Origin of the sequence: Amycolatopsis sp. NPDC051372 (genome assembly GCF_040682095.1) — a bacterium.
GTDB lineage: Bacteria > Actinomycetota > Actinomycetes > Mycobacteriales > Pseudonocardiaceae > Amycolatopsis.
Genome location: NZ_JBFBAF010000001.1, coordinates 317,766 through 332,558, shown reverse-complemented (window position 1 = coordinate 332,558; position 14,793 = coordinate 317,766). Strand labels below are relative to the sequence as shown.

Annotated in this window: 13 protein-coding genes and 2 pseudogenes; 12 read left to right on the top strand and 3 right to left on the bottom strand. The window is 68.6% G+C overall.

The genetic code is table 11. The features are described 5' to 3' along the window. Nucleotides 1-56: 56 nt before the first annotated feature. Nucleotides 57-1,322 carry a phosphoribosylamine--glycine ligase gene (gene purD / locus AB0M56_RS01580; protein WP_364169759.1) on the bottom strand — a complete coding sequence of 422 codons (1,266 nt, stop codon included), beginning with the start codon at nucleotides 1,320-1,322 and terminating at the stop codon, nucleotides 57-59. Nucleotides 1,323-1,533: 211 nt separating this feature from the next. On the opposite strand from purD, the gene AB0M56_RS01575 reads away from it, so the two are divergent. From AB0M56_RS01575 to AB0M56_RS01545, 7 genes and pseudogenes are all read left to right on the top strand, one after another. Beyond that, a complete protein-coding gene (locus AB0M56_RS01575; protein WP_364169756.1) occupies nucleotides 1,534-2,664 on the top strand; it encodes a glycerophosphodiester phosphodiesterase in 1,131 nt (376 codons plus the stop codon). A gap of 95 nt (nucleotides 2,665-2,759) precedes the next feature. Then, complete coding sequence (locus AB0M56_RS01570; RefSeq protein ID WP_364169753.1) at nucleotides 2,760-3,746, top strand: serine hydrolase domain-containing protein; 987 nt, start codon at nucleotides 2,760-2,762, stop codon at nucleotides 3,744-3,746. Between the two features lie 75 nt (nucleotides 3,747-3,821). Further along, the gene (locus AB0M56_RS01565; RefSeq protein ID WP_364169750.1) at nucleotides 3,822-5,366 is read left to right on the top strand and encodes an amino acid permease; all 1,545 of its coding nucleotides are present in this window, start codon (nucleotides 3,822-3,824) and stop codon (nucleotides 5,364-5,366) included. Nucleotides 5,367-5,736: 370 nt separating this feature from the next. After that, nucleotides 5,737-6,159 (top strand): annotated as a pseudogene (locus AB0M56_RS01560) (alpha/beta fold hydrolase); the annotation flags it as partial. Between the two features lie 52 nt (nucleotides 6,160-6,211). Then, nucleotides 6,212-6,685 carry a hypothetical protein gene (locus tag AB0M56_RS01555; RefSeq protein WP_364170756.1) on the top strand — a complete coding sequence of 158 codons (474 nt, stop codon included), beginning with the start codon at nucleotides 6,212-6,214 and terminating at the stop codon, nucleotides 6,683-6,685. Between the two features lie 15 nt (nucleotides 6,686-6,700). Further along, nucleotides 6,701-6,961: pseudogene (locus AB0M56_RS01550) on the top strand (alpha/beta hydrolase); the annotation flags it as partial. 37 nt (nucleotides 6,962-6,998) lie between these two features. After that, nucleotides 6,999-8,639 carry a Na+/H+ antiporter gene (locus tag AB0M56_RS01545; RefSeq protein WP_364169747.1) on the top strand — a complete coding sequence of 547 codons (1,641 nt, stop codon included), beginning with the start codon at nucleotides 6,999-7,001 and terminating at the stop codon, nucleotides 8,637-8,639. A 43-nt stretch (nucleotides 8,640-8,682) separates the two neighbouring features. Here AB0M56_RS01545 and AB0M56_RS01540 read toward each other — a convergent pair whose 3' ends face one another. Next, the gene (locus AB0M56_RS01540; RefSeq protein ID WP_364169744.1) at nucleotides 8,683-9,969 is read right to left on the bottom strand and encodes an adenylosuccinate synthase; all 1,287 of its coding nucleotides are present in this window, start codon (nucleotides 9,967-9,969) and stop codon (nucleotides 8,683-8,685) included. A 74-nt stretch (nucleotides 9,970-10,043) separates the two neighbouring features. Between AB0M56_RS01540 and AB0M56_RS01535 the strand changes: the two genes are divergently transcribed. The 3 genes from AB0M56_RS01535 (at nucleotide 10,044) to AB0M56_RS01525 (ending at nucleotide 12,285) form a co-directional block, all read left to right on the top strand. Then, on the top strand, nucleotides 10,044-10,715 hold the full coding sequence (locus AB0M56_RS01535; RefSeq protein ID WP_364169741.1) for a hypothetical protein: 672 nt from the start codon (nucleotides 10,044-10,046) through the stop codon (nucleotides 10,713-10,715). Nucleotides 10,716-10,862: 147 nt separating this feature from the next. Beyond that, nucleotides 10,863-11,501 carry an HNH endonuclease family protein gene (locus AB0M56_RS01530; RefSeq protein ID WP_364169738.1) on the top strand — a complete coding sequence of 213 codons (639 nt, stop codon included), beginning with the start codon at nucleotides 10,863-10,865 and terminating at the stop codon, nucleotides 11,499-11,501. Nucleotides 11,502-11,607: 106 nt separating this feature from the next. Further along, a complete protein-coding gene (locus AB0M56_RS01525) occupies nucleotides 11,608-12,285 on the top strand; it encodes a glycosyl hydrolase family 18 protein (RefSeq protein ID WP_364169735.1) in 678 nt (225 codons plus the stop codon). Nucleotides 12,286-12,896: 611 nt separating this feature from the next. On the opposite strand, the gene AB0M56_RS01520 is transcribed toward AB0M56_RS01525, so the two are convergent. Next, nucleotides 12,897-13,715: a phosphotransferase gene (locus AB0M56_RS01520; protein WP_364169732.1), complete on the bottom strand. Its 819-nt coding sequence runs from the start codon at nucleotides 13,713-13,715 to the stop codon at nucleotides 12,897-12,899. A 173-nt stretch (nucleotides 13,716-13,888) separates the two neighbouring features. Here AB0M56_RS01520 and AB0M56_RS01515 point away from each other — a divergent pair, with 173 nt between their 5' ends. Further along, nucleotides 13,889-14,362, top strand: coding sequence for a MarR family transcriptional regulator (locus AB0M56_RS01515; RefSeq protein ID WP_364169729.1), 474 nt, complete (start codon nucleotides 13,889-13,891; stop codon nucleotides 14,360-14,362). Continuing rightward, nucleotides 14,359-14,793: an SRPBCC family protein gene (locus AB0M56_RS01510; protein WP_364169727.1), complete on the top strand. Its 435-nt coding sequence runs from the start codon at nucleotides 14,359-14,361 to the stop codon at nucleotides 14,791-14,793. Before AB0M56_RS01515 ends, AB0M56_RS01510 begins: the two co-directional genes overlap by 4 nt.

The following is a 14,793-nucleotide window of genomic DNA, read 5'->3' as shown; positions in this document are numbered from 1 at the left end:
GACCGTTCGGCCCCGCTACGAGGCTACCAACCGCCGGGTGATCGGGAGGCGAAAACTCAGGCGTTCACCGGCATGGTGATGTCACCGTTGGCCGCCTTGAGCGCGATGTCGGTGCGGTGGTGCGAGCCCGCGAGATGCACGCGCTCCACCGTCTCGTACGCGTGCTTGCGCGCCGACTTGAGCGACTTGCCGGTGCCGACCACGGACAACACGCGCCCGCCCGCCGACACCACGGCGCCGTCCTCGCGCCGCCGAGTACCCGCGTGGAGCACGCCTTCGATCTCGCCGCCGGTGATCACGTCGCCGGTGCGCGGCTTGCCGGGGTAGCCGTCGGCCGCGATCACGACCGTCACGGCCGCGCCGCCCGACCACTCCAGCGGCGGCTGCTTCGCGAGCTTGCCGGTGGCCGTCGCGTGCATCAGACCGGCCAGCGGCGTACGCAGCAGCGCCAGAACGACCTGGGTCTCCGGGTCGCCGAAGCGGCAGTTGAACTCGATGACCTGCGGGCCCTCGGACGTCAGCGCGAGGCCGGCGTAGAGCAGGCCGGAGAAGGTGGCGCCGCGCGCGTCGAGCTCGTCGACCACGGGCTGCACGATGCGGGCGACCACGTCGTCCACCAGGTCTTCCGGGGCCCACGGCAGCGGAGCGTACGCGCCCATGCCGCCGGTGTTGGGGCCCGCGTCGTCGTCGCCGACGCGTTTGAAGTCCTGCGCGGGCAGCAGCGGGACGACGGTCCGGCCGTCGACGAAGCAGAACAGCGAGGCCTCAGGTCCGTCCAAAAAGGACTCCAGGAGGACGGGGTGGCCACCGTCGAGGAGCATCAGGGCGTGCTTGCGCGCGACCTCGACGTCCTGCGTGACGACCACGCCCTTGCCGGCCGCGAGGCCGTCGTCCTTCACGACCCAGGTGGGGCCGAAGCGCTGCAGCGCGGCGTCGAGGCGCGCCGGCGTGTCCACGACCTCACTGCGCGCGGTAGGGACGTTCGCGGCGGCCATCACGTCCTTGGCGAACGCCTTCGAGCCCTCGATGCGCGCGGCGGTGGCCGACGGTCCGAAGCAGGCGATGCCCGCCTTCCGCACCGCGTCGGCGACGCCCGCGACCAGCGGAACCTCGGGGCCGACCACCACGAGGTCGGCCTTCCACTCGCTCGCCAGGGCAGCGACCGCTTCGGGATCAGCCGGCTCGACACCCATCTGCTCGGCGACCGCGGCCGTCCCGGCATTGCCGGGCGCGCAGGCGAGCGCGGTGACGGCGGGATCGCCGGACACCGCGAGGACGAGTGCATGCTCTCGGGCGCCGGACCCGATTACCAGTACGCGCACGCCGAACAGGGTAACGGGCCCTCCTCGGAGTGGGCATTTCGCCGTCCAAACCGTGTTGTCCGAAAGCGGATTCCATGCACCGTTTACCGGGTTGTCCCCCGTTTGTCCCTCAGGTGCCCCCCGTTCGACAGTTGCGGCCGTGAGGGTGGCGGCGGTACTCGTGGCAAATCCGTCATACGAGGACGGAGCGCCCGGTAGAGAGAGGTCCTCCATGAAGCGCAAACGCGTGGGTGTGCTCGCCCTGTCCGGTCTCGCCCTGCTCGGGGTCGCGAGCCTGGCCATCGGTCCCGCCACGGCGGCCCCGCAGCAGGTGGCGGGCGCGGCGGCGCACCGGCACGATGACCCCGTGATCGTCGGACACCGGGGCGCGCCCGGCTACCGCCCGGAGCACACGCTCGCCTCCTACGAGCTCGCCTTCCGCATGGGCGTGGACTTCGTCGACGTCGACCTCGTGCCGACCAAGGACGGCCGGCTCGTCGCGCGGCACGAGCCGGAGATCGGCGGCACCACGGACGTGGCGGACCACAAGGAGTTCGCCTCGCGCAAGGCCACCAAGGTCATCGACGGCGTCACGATGACCGGCTGGTTCACCGAGGACTTCACGCTCGCGGAGCTCAAGACGCTGCGTGCGAAGGAGCGGATCCCGGAGAACCGCCCGAACAACCAGCTCTACAACGGCCGCTTCCAGATCGCGACCTACCAGGAGGTCATCGACCTCACGCGGCGGCTCGGCAAGGAGCTGCACCGCACGCTGGGCACCTACCCCGAGGTGAAGCACTCGACGTACTTCAAGTCGATCGGCAACCCGACCGAGCCGAAGCTCGTCGCGTTCCTCAACCGCAACGGCCTCAACCGCGCCGACGCGCCGGTGATCATCCAGTCGTTCGAGGTGGCGAACCTCAAGGAGCTGCACAAGCAGGTGCGGGTGCCGCTGCTGCAGCTGACCGAGGCCTCCGGCGCGCCGGCCGACTTCGTGGCCGCCGGTGACAAGCGCACGTACGCCGACATCGTGACGCCGACCGGTCTGCGTGAGGTCGCGAAGTACGCGAAGTACCTCGGCCCGGACAAGGCGCAGGTCATCCCGCGCGACGCTTCGGACAACCTGGGCAAGCCGACCTCGCTGGTCGCCGACGCGCATCGCGTTGGCCTGAAGGTGCAGCCGTACACCTTCCGCAACGAGAACCCGTTCCTGCCGGCGAACCTGCGTTCCTCGGCCGCCCCGACGGCGTTCGGCAACGTGTTCGCGGAGGAGGCGGCGTTCTTCAAGGCCGGCGTGGACGGCTTCTTCGCCGACCAGGCGGACACGGCACTGGAGTCGCTGCACGATTTCCTGGGCCGATGATTTTTCTTTCATAGCAACGCTTTCAGCAGGCCCGTTCACCCGATGGTGGACGGGCCTGCTGTTTATTGTCGGTGCGGGTTCCTAGTGTTGTCGGCATGGTTCTTGGGGAGGAGATCGACCGGCTGGCAGGCGACACCGGGTTTTCCGGCGTCGTGTCCGTCAGCCGAGGCAGCGAGGTGGTGCTCGCGCGTGCGTACGGCTTGGCGCACCGCGGGTACGGCGTACCGAACACAGTGGACACACGGTTCGCGATCGCCAGTGGTACCAAGGGTTTGACCGCCCTTGTCGTGGTGAGCTTGATCGTGGAGGGCTTGCTGACTTTGGGCACGCGGGTGCGTGCCCTGCTGGGCGCGGACCTGCCGTTGATCGACTCTTCGGTCACGGTGGAGCACCTGGTCGCCCACCGCTCCGGCATCGGCGACTACTGCGACGAGGACGCGTTGCCACCGGCGCAACCACAGTCGTTCACGTCGGCGGCGGCGTATTTGCCTGCGCTGGAGGGGTTCCCGCAACGGTTTCCGCCGGGGTCGCAGTTCTCCTACAACAACGGCGGGTTCGCGGTACTGGCTCTGGTGGCGGAACGAGCCGCGGGTGTGCCCTTCGCGGATCTGGTTGCTTCGCGTGTCACTGCCCCCGCCGGGATGGCGCGCACGTCGTTCCTCCGGTCGGACCAGTTGCCCGGCGATGCGGCAACGGGGTACCTGGAAGACGGGCGCACCAACGTGTTCAGCCTGCCCGTGGTGGGCAGTGGTGATGGCGGGATCTACTCGTCGGCCGGAGATTTCGCCGCGTTCTGGGCCGCGCTGCACGACGGTCGGATCGTGCCGCCGGAGTGGGTGGCCCGGATGACGGCCGTGGTGAGCGCCGAGACTTCGACCCGCGAACAACTCCGCTACGGGCTCGGCTTCTGGCTCCCGCCCGACGACACGACGGTGATGCTGGAGGGTTACGACTACGGCGTCTCGTTCCGCAGCGTCTCGCGTCCGTCCGACGGCCTGGTGTTCACGGTTGTTTCCACCACTTCCGAGGGTGCGTGGCCGCTGACCAGGTGGCTCGGAGGGCAGTTCTTGACGGAACCTTGACACCCGCGGACGCACGGGGCTAGCTTCTCCGGAACTTCAAAGGTCTGTCCACATACCTTTCAGGTGGGGTGCCCGATGGATGTCTCCGACCAGCAGACCGCCGAACCCGACCGCCACGACGAGGACAGCGCCCGGCTGCACGCGCTGGGGTATGCGCAGGAGCTCAAGCGCACGATGTCGTCGTTCTCGAACTTCGCGGTGTCGTTCACGATCATCTCGATCCTGTCCGGATGTCTGACGCTGTACGGCTTCGGCATGAAGACCGGCGGGCCCGTGGCGATGATCTGGGGGTGGCCGCTCGTCGGTCTCTTCGTGATCCTCGTGGGGCTCGGCATGGCGGAGGTGTGCTCCAGCTACCCGACGGCCGGTGGTCTGTACTACTGGGCGGCGAAGCTGGCGACGCGCAACGGGCCGGCGTGGTCGTGGTTCACCGGGTGGTTCAACCTGATCGGCCAGATCGCCGTCACGGCGGGCATCGACTTCGGGGCGGCGCTGTTCCTGAACGCGTTCCTCGACCTGCAGTGGGGCTACTCCGCGACGCCCGGGCACACGATCCTGTTGCTGGCGATCATCCTGGTGGTGCACGGGGCGCTCAACACGTTCGGTGTGCGGGTGGTGGCGATCCTCAACAGTGTGAGCGTGTGGTGGCACCTGATCGGGGTGTTGGTGATCGTCGGCGTGCTCGTGTTCGTGCCGGCGAAGCACCAGGAAGCGTCGTTCGTGTTCGGGCACTTCGCCAACGAGACGGGCTGGAGCTCGTCGGTATACGTGTTCGCGCTGGGGTTGCTGCTGGCGCAGTACACGCTGACCGGCTACGACGCGTCGGCGCACATGACGGAGGAGACCAAGAACGCCGCGAAGGCCGGGCCGCGCGGGATCATCAACTCGATCCTCGTGTCGCTCGTCGCGGGGTGGGTGCTGCTGATCGGGCTCACGTTCGCCATCCAGGACTACGACGGGGCCGTCAACTCGGCCACGGGTGTGCCGCCGGCGCAGATCTTCATCGACGCCACCGGCGCGGTCACGGGCAAGTTCCTGCTGCTGATCTGCATCGGCGCGCAGCTGTTCTGCGGCATGGCTTCGGTGACGGCCAACTCACGGATGATCTACGCGTTCGCAAGAGACGGCGCCATTCCCGGCTCGAAGATCTGGCACCGCATCAACAAGCGCACGCAGACGCCGACCAACGCCGTGTGGCTCGCGGCGGGCGGCGCGCTGATCCTCGCGCTGCCGTACCTGTGGAGCGCCACGGCGTACGCGGCGGTCACGTCGATCGCGACCGTCGGGCTGTACGTGGCGTACGTGATCCCCGTGTTCCTGCGGGTGCGGCGCGGCGACAGCTTCGAGAAGGGGCCGTGGAACCTCGGACGCTGGGGCAAGCCGATCGGCATCGTCGCGACGGCGTGGGTCGTGGTGATCTTCGTGCTGTTCATGCTGCCGCAGGGCTCACCCATCACGGTCGACTCCTTCAACTACACGCCGATCGCGTTCCTGATCGTGCTCGGCGGCGCGGCGCTGTGGTGGGTCGTGTCGGCGCGCAAGTGGTTCACGGGCCCGAAGGTGCAGGGATCCGCGGCGGAACTGGAAGCCGTCGAACGGGAGCTCAAAGAACTGGGATAGACCCGGGACCAACCCCGAGGTGGAGGCGGCGCGCGGCGGGCCTGGTGATGATCGAGACGGTGAAACCACACCGGATCGCCGCGCTCGCCGCCGCTGTGACCAGCCTCGGCGCGCTCACCGTCGCACCCGCCGCCGCGGCCACCACGACCCTGTTCTGGGGCACCTGCCCCGCCCCGACTCCCGACGTGTCGAACAACACCGTCCAGCGTGACCCGCGCCAGCAGTTCGCACGCTGGCCGTCCCGCTCGACTACGCCCACCCGCACGGGAAAACCATCATCCTCACGATCTCGCGCATCGCCGGCACGAAACACCGACCGCTGGCCATCGGCCCGGGCGGGCCCGGCGGATCCGGCCTCGACCAGCCGAGCGTGTGGTCGACCACGGCCGTCGGGAAGCGCCTGCTGAGCCAGTACGACCTCATCGGCTTCGACGACCGCGGCATCGGCAACTCGACCCCAGTCCTCTGTGGACTGTCCGACGCCGACCGCGCCCCCGACCTCGCCGACCCGTACCCGACGCCCGGCGGCGACATCGGCACAGGTGTCGCCCACGCCCGCCGCGTCGCCGACACGTGTGCGAAGAACGCCGGCGCCTACCTGCCGTACCTCGACACCAAGAGCGTCGCCCAGGACATGGACCGCATCCGCCAAGCACTGGGCGCGCGGCACCTGAACTACTACGGCACGTCCTACGGCACCTACCGCGGCGCCGTCTACGCGTCGCTGTTCCCGCAGGACACCGGCAAGATCGTGCTCGACAGCAGCACCCCGCCGGAAGGCGTCACAGCCGCGATCCGACTGAAGGGCGAGGGCGTGGAAACGGCGTTTCCCGCGTTCGCCGCAGATGGAGACCCTCACGCTGGTCGGAGTCCTCGCCGGCGCGCTCGGCCTGACCGCGCTCGCCCGGCGCTACAACGTGTCGGCGCCGCTGCTGATCGTCGTGGTCGCACTGGGGTTCGCGCTGATCCGCGTGCGAGCCGCCTACTTCCGCATCACCGCGGCCCTCGACCAGTACCCGCGCACCTTCGACAGCGGCCGCGTCCTCACCGGCAACGACGTGCGCATCGCTGCGCCGCCGTTCCTCGAGAAGCCGGCGACCTACCCCGTCATCGCCAGCCTGATGGCCCTCGGCGACGGCCAGGACCTGCCGTTCGGCACCACCTTCACCCAGCCGATCCCGGACAACCTCGCCAGCGACCAGTACGCCGTCCTCTGCGGTGACGCGCCCGTCTCCCGCAACCTGGCGACGTACGCCGCCGCCGTCCAGCAGGAACGCCAGGCCCACCCCCTCACCAACGGAATGCTCGCCGAGATCTGACCGTGCGCCTTCTGGCCGCGCGATGCCGTGCACCAGCCCGTGCCCATCACGGCGAACGGCCCGCGCAACGTCCTGATGCTCCAGAACCACGCCGACCCCTCCACGGCCTACTCCGGCGCCCTGCGGATGCGCGCCGCTCTCGGCCGCCGCGCGGAGCTGACCACGATCGACGAGGTCGGCCACGGCGTGGACCTCACCAACGCGTGCACCGCCGGCCGGCTCACCGATTTCCTGCTCGAAGATCACCTGCCCGGGCGCGACACGACCTGCCCGTGACCCGTCGTCCGAGATCAACCTGGGTGAAGATGCGGGCATGGAGACCCTCACGCTGGTCGGAGTCCTCGCCGGCGCGCTCGGCCTGACCGCGCTCGCCCGGCGCTACAACGTGTCGGCGCCGCTGCTGATCGTCGTGGTCGCGCTGGGGGTCGCGCTGATCCCCGGCGTGCCACGGATCGAGCTGGAGCCCGAGCTGATCCTCACGGTGGTGCTACCACCGCTGCTCTACTCGACGTCGCTCGACAGCTCGCTCACGCACTTCCGCGCGAATCTCCGCCCGATCATCGGGCTGGGGGTGGTGCTGGTGGTGGTCACGGCCGTGGTCGTCGCGTTCGTGGTGCACCTGCTGCTGCCCGACCTGCCGTGGGCGTCGGCGCTGGTGCTCGGGGCCGTCGTGGCGCCGCCCGACGCCGTGACCGCCGTGGCGATCGGGCGCAAGCTCGGACTGCCGCGCGGGATCATGACCGTGCTGACCGGCGAAAGCCTGGTCAACGACGCCGCCGCGCTCACGCTGTACAAGGTCGCGCTCGCCGCCGTCGCGGGCATGGCCGGGTCGATCGGCCACGGTCTGGGTGTGTTCGCGGTGGCAACGGTGCTCGGCATCGCCGTGGGCCTCGTGGCCGGGTTCGTGGTGGTGTTCATCCGCTCGCGGCTCGAAGACCCGCTGCTGGAGTCGGCGTTCGGGATCATCGTGCCGTTCGCGGCCTACGTGACGGCCGAGCACCTGCACCCGTTCGGCTCGGAGTTCAGCGGTTCGGGCGTGCTCGCCGTGGTCACGGCCGGCCTCTACCTGGGGCAACGGTCGCTGCGCGCGTCCCCGGCCACGCGCATGCAGGACCGGTCCGTGTGGACGTCGATCGACGTGCTGCTCGAAGCGCTGGTGTTCGCGTTGATGGGCCTGCAGCTGCCGTTTGTGCTCGACGGCGCCGATCGCGCGGCCCGCGACAACGGTACCCTCGCGATCGTCGCCATCGTGGTGCTGCTGGTGACGATGGCCGTGCGGATCCCCGCGGTGTTCCTGTCGAGCTACCTGCCGAGAACACTGCGGCTGTTCGGCCGCACGCGAGACTCGGCTTCGTGGCAGGCGCTGGCCGTGGTGTCGTGGACCGGGATGCGCGGTGTGGTCACGCTCGCCGCGGCGTCGGCCGTGCCGTTCGGGACGCCGGGGCGCCCGGAGATCCAGCTGTTCGCGTTCACCGTCGCCATCGGCACGGTGCTGGTCCAGGGCCTCACGTTGCCGCCGTTGATCCGCCGGCTCAAGGTGCAGGACCCGGCCGAGGCCGCGCGCGACCAGTCCGAGGAGCTGGCCGCGCGGGAAGTCGCGCAGAAGGCAGCGCACGCGCGGTTGAAGGAGATCACGCAGGCGGCGATGTCCAAGGCGGACCTGCCGCCGGACCGCATGAAGCGGCTGGAAGAACGTCTGGAACGGCTTGTCGACACCCGCTACCGCTTCGCGCGGGCCGCGATCACGCTGTCCGGCGAGGAGCGCAGCGCCAGCCCCCAGGCCAAGTTCGCGCAGGCCCGGCGTGAGCTGCTGATCACCCAGCGCGCGGCGATGATCGCGGAGAACCGCGCCGGACGCCTCGACGACGAGGTGCTGCGCAAGGTCCTCGTCGAGCTGGACCTCGAAGAGCTCTCCGCCACCAACACCCTCACCAATCGGACGGGCATGGGCTGACGGGCGTTCGTCGAGAACGCCCGTCAGCTGAGCGAAACACCCGTCAGACGAACTCGTGCCGCACGATCGTCTGCTCGCGACCCGGACCCACGCCGATCGCCGAGATCCGCGCACCCGAGAGCTCCTCGAGACGCTCCACATAGGACCGAGCGGTGGCCGGCAGCTCGTCGAACGTCCGGCAGCTCGAGATGTCCTCGAACCAGCCCGGCAGCTCTTCGTACACCGGCACGGCGTGGTGCACGTCGGTCTGCGTCATCGGCATGTCGTGGGTGCGGCGGCCGTCCACGTCGTACCCGACGCACACCGGCACCTTCTCCAGGCCCGACAGCACGTCGAGCTTGGTGAGGAAGTAGTCGGTGATCCCGTTGACGCGCACGGCGTAGCGGGCGATCACGGCGTCGAACCAGCCGGTGCGCCGCGAACGGCCGGTGGTCACGCCGAACTCGCCGCCCTGCTTGCGCAGGTATTCGCCGGCCTCGTCGTCGAGCTCCGTCGGGAACGGGCCCGAGCCGACGCGCGTGGTGTAGGCCTTCAGAATGCCCAGCACGGTGGTGATGCGGCCCGGGCCGATGCCCGAACCCGCGCTCGCGCCGCCCGAAGTCGGGTTCGACGACGTGACGAACGGGTACGTGCCGTGGTCCACGTCGAGCAGCGTGCCCTGCGAACCCTCCAGCAGCACGGTCTCGCCGCGCTCGAGGGCCTGGTTGAGCTGCAGCCGCGTGTCGGCGATGCGGTGCGCGAACTTCTCGCCGGCGGCGAGCACCTCGTCGGCGACCTGGTTCGCGTCGAGCGCCTTGCGGTTGTACACCTTCACCAGCACCTGGTTCTTGAACTCACACGCGGCTTCGACCTTCTGGCGGAAGATCTTCTCGTCGAGCAGGTCCTGCACGCGGACGCCGACGCGGGCGATCTTGTCCTGGTAGCACGGCCCGATGCCACGGCCGGTGGTGCCGATCTTGCGGCTGCCCAGGTAGCGCTCGGTGACTTTGTCGATGGCCACGTGGTACGGCATGATCAAGTGCGCGTCGGCCGAGATCCGCAGCCCGCTCGTGTCGACGCCGCGTTCCTCCAGACCCGCGAGCTCGTCGAGCAGCACGCCCGGGTCGACCACCACACCGTTGCCGATGACGTTGGTCACGCCCGGTGTGAGGATCCCGGACGGGATGAGGTGGAGGGCGAAGTTCTCGCCGTTGGGAAGGACGACGGTGTGGCCGGCGTTGTTGCCGCCCTGATACCGGACGACCCATTGCACGCGGTCACCGAGCAGGTCGGTCGCCTTGCCCTTGCCTTCGTCCCCCCACTGGGCACCGATCAGCACGATCGCCGGCATGTGACACTCCAGGTGTTCGGCAACAGGGAAAGTGTCCCGATGGGACACGGGGTGGCGCTGGGAAATGCCGGTGCATGACTGTAACGGAGGACGTGCGCGTGCGCGGAATCGTGGTGGTCTGCGGTGATGATCCGCACTCGTTCACGGGCCTCCCGGACGTCTCCATCGTCCGCGTTTCAGCGCTTCCGGGCAAGGCGGAAATCGATCCCTTGCTGGGGAAACACGAGCGTCTGATCGTCGCGGGGACCGACGCTGACCTCTCGGCGGTGCTCGTGCGATTGCTGCGTACCGATCGGGTGTCGGGCGTGTCGGTCGGGTTCGTGCCCTCCGAGTCCGGTTCGGCCGTCGCGGCGCTCTGGGGACTGCCCACAGACCCCGTCAAAGCGCTCGAAATCGCCCTCGACGCTTCGGCCTCCGAAGTGCCGCTCGTGCGCGACGACACCGGCGGCATCCTGGCCGGGCGCGCCACTCTGCGTAACGTCCAGGGCCAGGCGTACAGCGACGAGCATCTGGCGTTCGACGGCACCGCGGCCGCCGTCGAGGTGTCCTCGGACGAGAACGGCCTGGTCGCGCGGGTGACGCGCGGGAAGCTCGTGAAGCGCACCGCGGTGTTCCACGGCCGCGCCTTCCAGCTCGGCTGCCTGCCGACCACTTCGCTCGTGAGCGACGGCGTCGCGCACCCGCGAGAGGTCACCAAGCGGACCTGGTACCGCCACACCGAAGACCTGCGCCTGATCCGACCGTGACCGCTTTCATCCGATAGTTCTGCGCCAGGTGGCCTAACAGCACTTTCTGTTCACTGAAGGTCTGTTACATGTCACCCGTAAGTGTTGCTTGCGCCACTTCCGTGGTCGAGGGTGAATCAGTCCCACACTCGACACGGAGGCAGCGATATGCCCACAGCGCGTAGTGTCCGAAACTCCTTGACCGTCCTCGTCGGCGTGACGCTGCTCGGCGGCACGATGGTCGGCATCGCCGACGCGACCCCGCCCGGCATCCCGTCGGCCACGACGGCCAAGAGCGAGCTCGCCGGCCTCACCGTGAAGGCCGACGGCTCGCTGACCGGCTACAGCCGCGACAAGTTCCCGCACTGGATCCAGCAGGGGAACAACTGCGACACCCGTGAGGTCGTGCTCAAGCGCGACGGCACGAACGTCGTCACCAACTCCAGCTGCACCGCCACCTCGGGCAAGTGGGTCTCGCCCTACGACGGCGCGACCTGGACCGCGGCGTCCGATGTGGACATCGACCACGTCGTGCCGCTGGCCGATGCGTGGCGCACCGGTGCTTCGTCGTGGACCACGGCGCAGCGCCAGGCCTACGCCAACGACCTGTCCGACCCGCAGCTGATCGCCGTGACGGACAACGTCAACCAGGAGAAGGGCGACCGGTCGCCGGACCAGTGGAAGCCGCCGTCCACGGGCTACTGGTGCACCTACGCCCGCATGTGGGTCGCGGTGAAGTCGAAGTTCAAGCTCACGGTGAACTCCGCCGAGAAGTCCGCGCTGACGGACATGCTCGGCCGCTGCTGAGATTTCTCGAGGTGTTTCGCGCGGAGCCGGGATCGGTTCTGGGGTCTGGGGTTCGACGGCCGATCACCCCGGTCCGGCCCCGCGCGGAATCCTACGGACGGTGGTGGTGCGAGCACGGTCCGCCACGAAGTTCACGCCGATGTGGCAGGACCTCGGCACCCTGCGCTCGCAGGGCGTCCACACACTGGCCTTCCTCGGCGGCGCGGCGCAGGGCAGCTTCCAGCGGCTCGCTTCGGACTTCGACACCTACTACCCGCCTCTTCGCGCGTTGCTTCGCGACCACTCGCTGTCAGGCATCGACCTGGACATCGAAGAGACGGTGGACAACGCCTCGGTCGTCCGCCTCATCGACGCCCTGCGCACCGACTTCGGCCCGTCCTTCCTCATCACCTTCGCCCCCGTCGCCCCGGAACTGAGCGGCGGCCGCGGCCTCTCGGGCCTGAACTACGACCAGCTCTACCGCGACCGCGGCCCCCAGATCTCCTGGTTCAACACCCAGTTCTACTGCGGCTGGGGCTCCCTGTCCGACACCGCCGGCTACGACGCCATCATCCGCCACGGCGTCGTCCCGGCCGCCAAGGTCGTCGCCGGCACCGTCACCAACCCGGCCAACTGCGGCGGCTACGTCGACCTGCCACACCTGCAGTCGACGATCCGCTCGCTCACCGCGAAGTACCCGGACTTCGGCGGCGTCGACGGCTGGGAGTACTTCAACTCCCTGCCGGGCGGCACGGCCGCGCCTTGGCAGTGGGCGCAGCAGGTCGCGCCGGTTGTGAAGGGCTGATCTGGGGGCCGGTCCCTGGTGGCTGTGTTTGGTTTGCGGCTATGCGCGAGGGCGTCTGGCTGATCGCCGCTGTTACCCCTGTGCCTCGGAGGTTGAGCAACTTCAACGGCTTCGGCTTCAGGCGCTTCCCCGCGGGCTCCGCTTCGCCACGCGGCGGCTCAAAGTGCTCGGCGTCCCGGTCTTCCCCGTCGACCGCCACGGTCTCTGCGAAGTCGACAGCCGGTGCGGTGGGGCGCACGCCGGAGAAGCCTCTGACGGCCAGCCAAACTTCCCTGCCCTGCAAGAGATGTGCGCCACCGCCGGCAGCCAGACAGCCCCCGCCCTCCTCGAGGGGGGCGTCCCCATTCCAGTCTATCTTTGCTGGGCCCCGAAAAGTGGATCGGCCTGAATCTGTGGACAACTCCGGTCGTGAGCGAAGCCCTGTGCACAACTACGCTCGCGCGCAAAGCCCTGTGGACACTTCCCGCTCCAAACGTGCGCTCCGAGCAACTCCGGTTCCGCGAAAGCCTGCACACCTTCGGCGCCAAACGGGCGCGCCGGACAACTCCGGTTCCGAGCAGTGCGTCGGAGCTCTGACAACCCGCGCTCACACTGCCACCGCGGCCGGCCGGCTATGCGAAAGACCGGTCCGCGTCCCGCTCCAGCCACGCGACGATGTGTGCCACGTAACTGTCGACGTTGGCCAAGCGCCTGCCGTTGAGCACTGCCACCAGGTGCTCGACGCCGAACACCGCGTCCCAGACCTGGGCGCGCTGGTAGGTCTTGCCGCCGACGGCTCCGCGGACGTGGTGCCAGCCGTGCCAGGCCATGCAGGCGGCGTCGATCGCCGGGTCGAACGGCAGGGCCAGGTCCCAGTCCAGGACGCCGACCAGTTTGCCGTCCTCGGTCCAGTGGACGTTCTCGCCGCCCAGATCGGCGTGCACGAGCGAATCCGCGACCGGTTCGAGAGCCAGCGCCCGTTCGAGGCGCTGTCGGCCTTCGTCGCGCCACTTCGCGGGGAGGCGGGGGATGACGTCTTGGGCCAGGACGTCCGCCCAACCCTCCCTGCCCGGCGCGTCCAGCGCAGTTCTCAGCTCCGCAGTGAGAGGCAGCTCCCGCAAAGCAACCAGAAGCTCGCCGATCTTCGCCGGATCCCCCTCGCCCTCCGGCAGTCCGGCACCGTCGATCCAGGAGACGGCGACTGCCGCGCGATCGCCGAACATCGTCACCGGTGTCAGCGGTTCCGGTACCGCGAACGGCAGCCCCGCGCTTGCGATCACCCGAAGCAACTCCGTTCGGCGCGGCAAAGCCTCCGCCGCCGACGGGCGCCGGCTGATCCGCACAGCCGCGACACCGGGAAGCAGCACGACATGGTGGATATTGCCGTGGCCGGCCAGGCAAGCCGAGCCGAGGGAAACGCCCGGCATGAGCGCCTCGACGATCTCCAGCAAATCGGCAGCTACCTGGTCATTCACGGCTGAGTCTCTTCCGTCCGTCACTCGTTGGCAGTGAACTCTTAACACCGCGGAAGCGCCTGATCAATCGGCACCCTTGACACCGGAGCCCCGCAGGCGTGTAATCGGTGTCACGACATACATGTCACGCCACCAAACAAGGAGGCCAAGTGCGCAGGGCCGAGCAGCTCCGCTACCTCATCCTCGCGGCGCAGCGGGAAGGCAACCGCCGATTGACGGTGCAACTGGGGGAGATCGGGGTGACGCCGGCGCAGTCGGAGGTGTTGCGGATCCTCGCGGGGCACGGGCCGATGGCGTTGCGGGAGCTCGGGGAGATGCTCGTGTGCGACACCGGGGCGAGTCCGAGCCGGATCGTGGACAGGTTGGTGGGGGCGGGGCTCGTGGAGCGGACCGCGAGTGAGCAGGATCGGCGGCAGGTGCGGTTGGAGCTCACGAAAACGGGGCGCGCCAAGGCTGAGCGGGTCGCCGAGATCGAGGATCAGCTGTACGACCAGCTCGACAAAGCAGCCAAAGGAACCGACGTCGAAGCGTTTGTCGTGTTCCTCAAGAACTTTACCCAGGAATCACCGGCAGGGCGAGCGTTCGAGAACCGTCTTGCCGCCGAAGGAAGGAAAACAAAATGACCTTCGAGCTGACCATGGAAATCGACACACCGCCCAAAGAGGTATTCGAGTTCGTAGCTGATTTCACGACCATGCCACAGTGGTATTCAGCTGTGCAGCGAGTCGACCGGACAGGAGATAACACAGGGATCGGGACACGCTACGAGGTCCACCGGAACCTGCCCGGGGGGCCTGCCCGAAACGAGGTGGCAATAACCGAACTCACCCCCGAAAAAGAAGTCACGTTCACCTCGCTCAGCGGCCCGACACCGTTCGTCTACCGCTACAAAGTCGAGCCGACACGAGGCAAAACCCAGCTCACCCTGGAAGGCACCATCAGCGGAGCCGGGCTCTCCGGCCCGGCCGCACTGCTCGGACCCCTGGCCGAAAAGCTGTTCAAACGAGGAATGCAAGACAACCTCGGCGCCCTCGCCGAAATCCTGCAAAAATAA

Excerpts from the sequence above, each read along its gene's own strand:
- AB0M56_RS01545 (WP_364169747.1), top strand. The coding sequence starts at position 6,999 with ATGGAGACCCTCACGCTGGTCGGAGTCCTCGCCGGCGCGCTCGGCCTG.
- AB0M56_RS01565 (WP_364169750.1), top strand. The coding sequence starts at position 3,822 with ATGGATGTCTCCGACCAGCAGACCGCCGAACCCGACCGCCACGACGAG.
- AB0M56_RS01570 (WP_364169753.1), top strand. The coding sequence starts at position 2,760 with ATGGTTCTTGGGGAGGAGATCGACCGGCTGGCAGGCGACACCGGGTTT.
- AB0M56_RS01540 (WP_364169744.1), bottom strand. The coding sequence starts at position 9,969 with ATGCCGGCGATCGTGCTGATCGGTGCCCAGTGGGGGGACGAAGGCAAG.
- AB0M56_RS01510 (WP_364169727.1), top strand. The coding sequence starts at position 14,359 with ATGACCTTCGAGCTGACCATGGAAATCGACACACCGCCCAAAGAGGTA.
- AB0M56_RS01530 (WP_364169738.1), top strand. The coding sequence starts at position 10,863 with ATGCCCACAGCGCGTAGTGTCCGAAACTCCTTGACCGTCCTCGTCGGC.
- AB0M56_RS01575 (WP_364169756.1), top strand. The coding sequence starts at position 1,534 with ATGAAGCGCAAACGCGTGGGTGTGCTCGCCCTGTCCGGTCTCGCCCTG.
- AB0M56_RS01535 (WP_364169741.1), top strand. The coding sequence starts at position 10,044 with ATGACTGTAACGGAGGACGTGCGCGTGCGCGGAATCGTGGTGGTCTGC.
- AB0M56_RS01555 (WP_364170756.1), top strand. The coding sequence starts at position 6,212 with ATGGAGACCCTCACGCTGGTCGGAGTCCTCGCCGGCGCGCTCGGCCTG.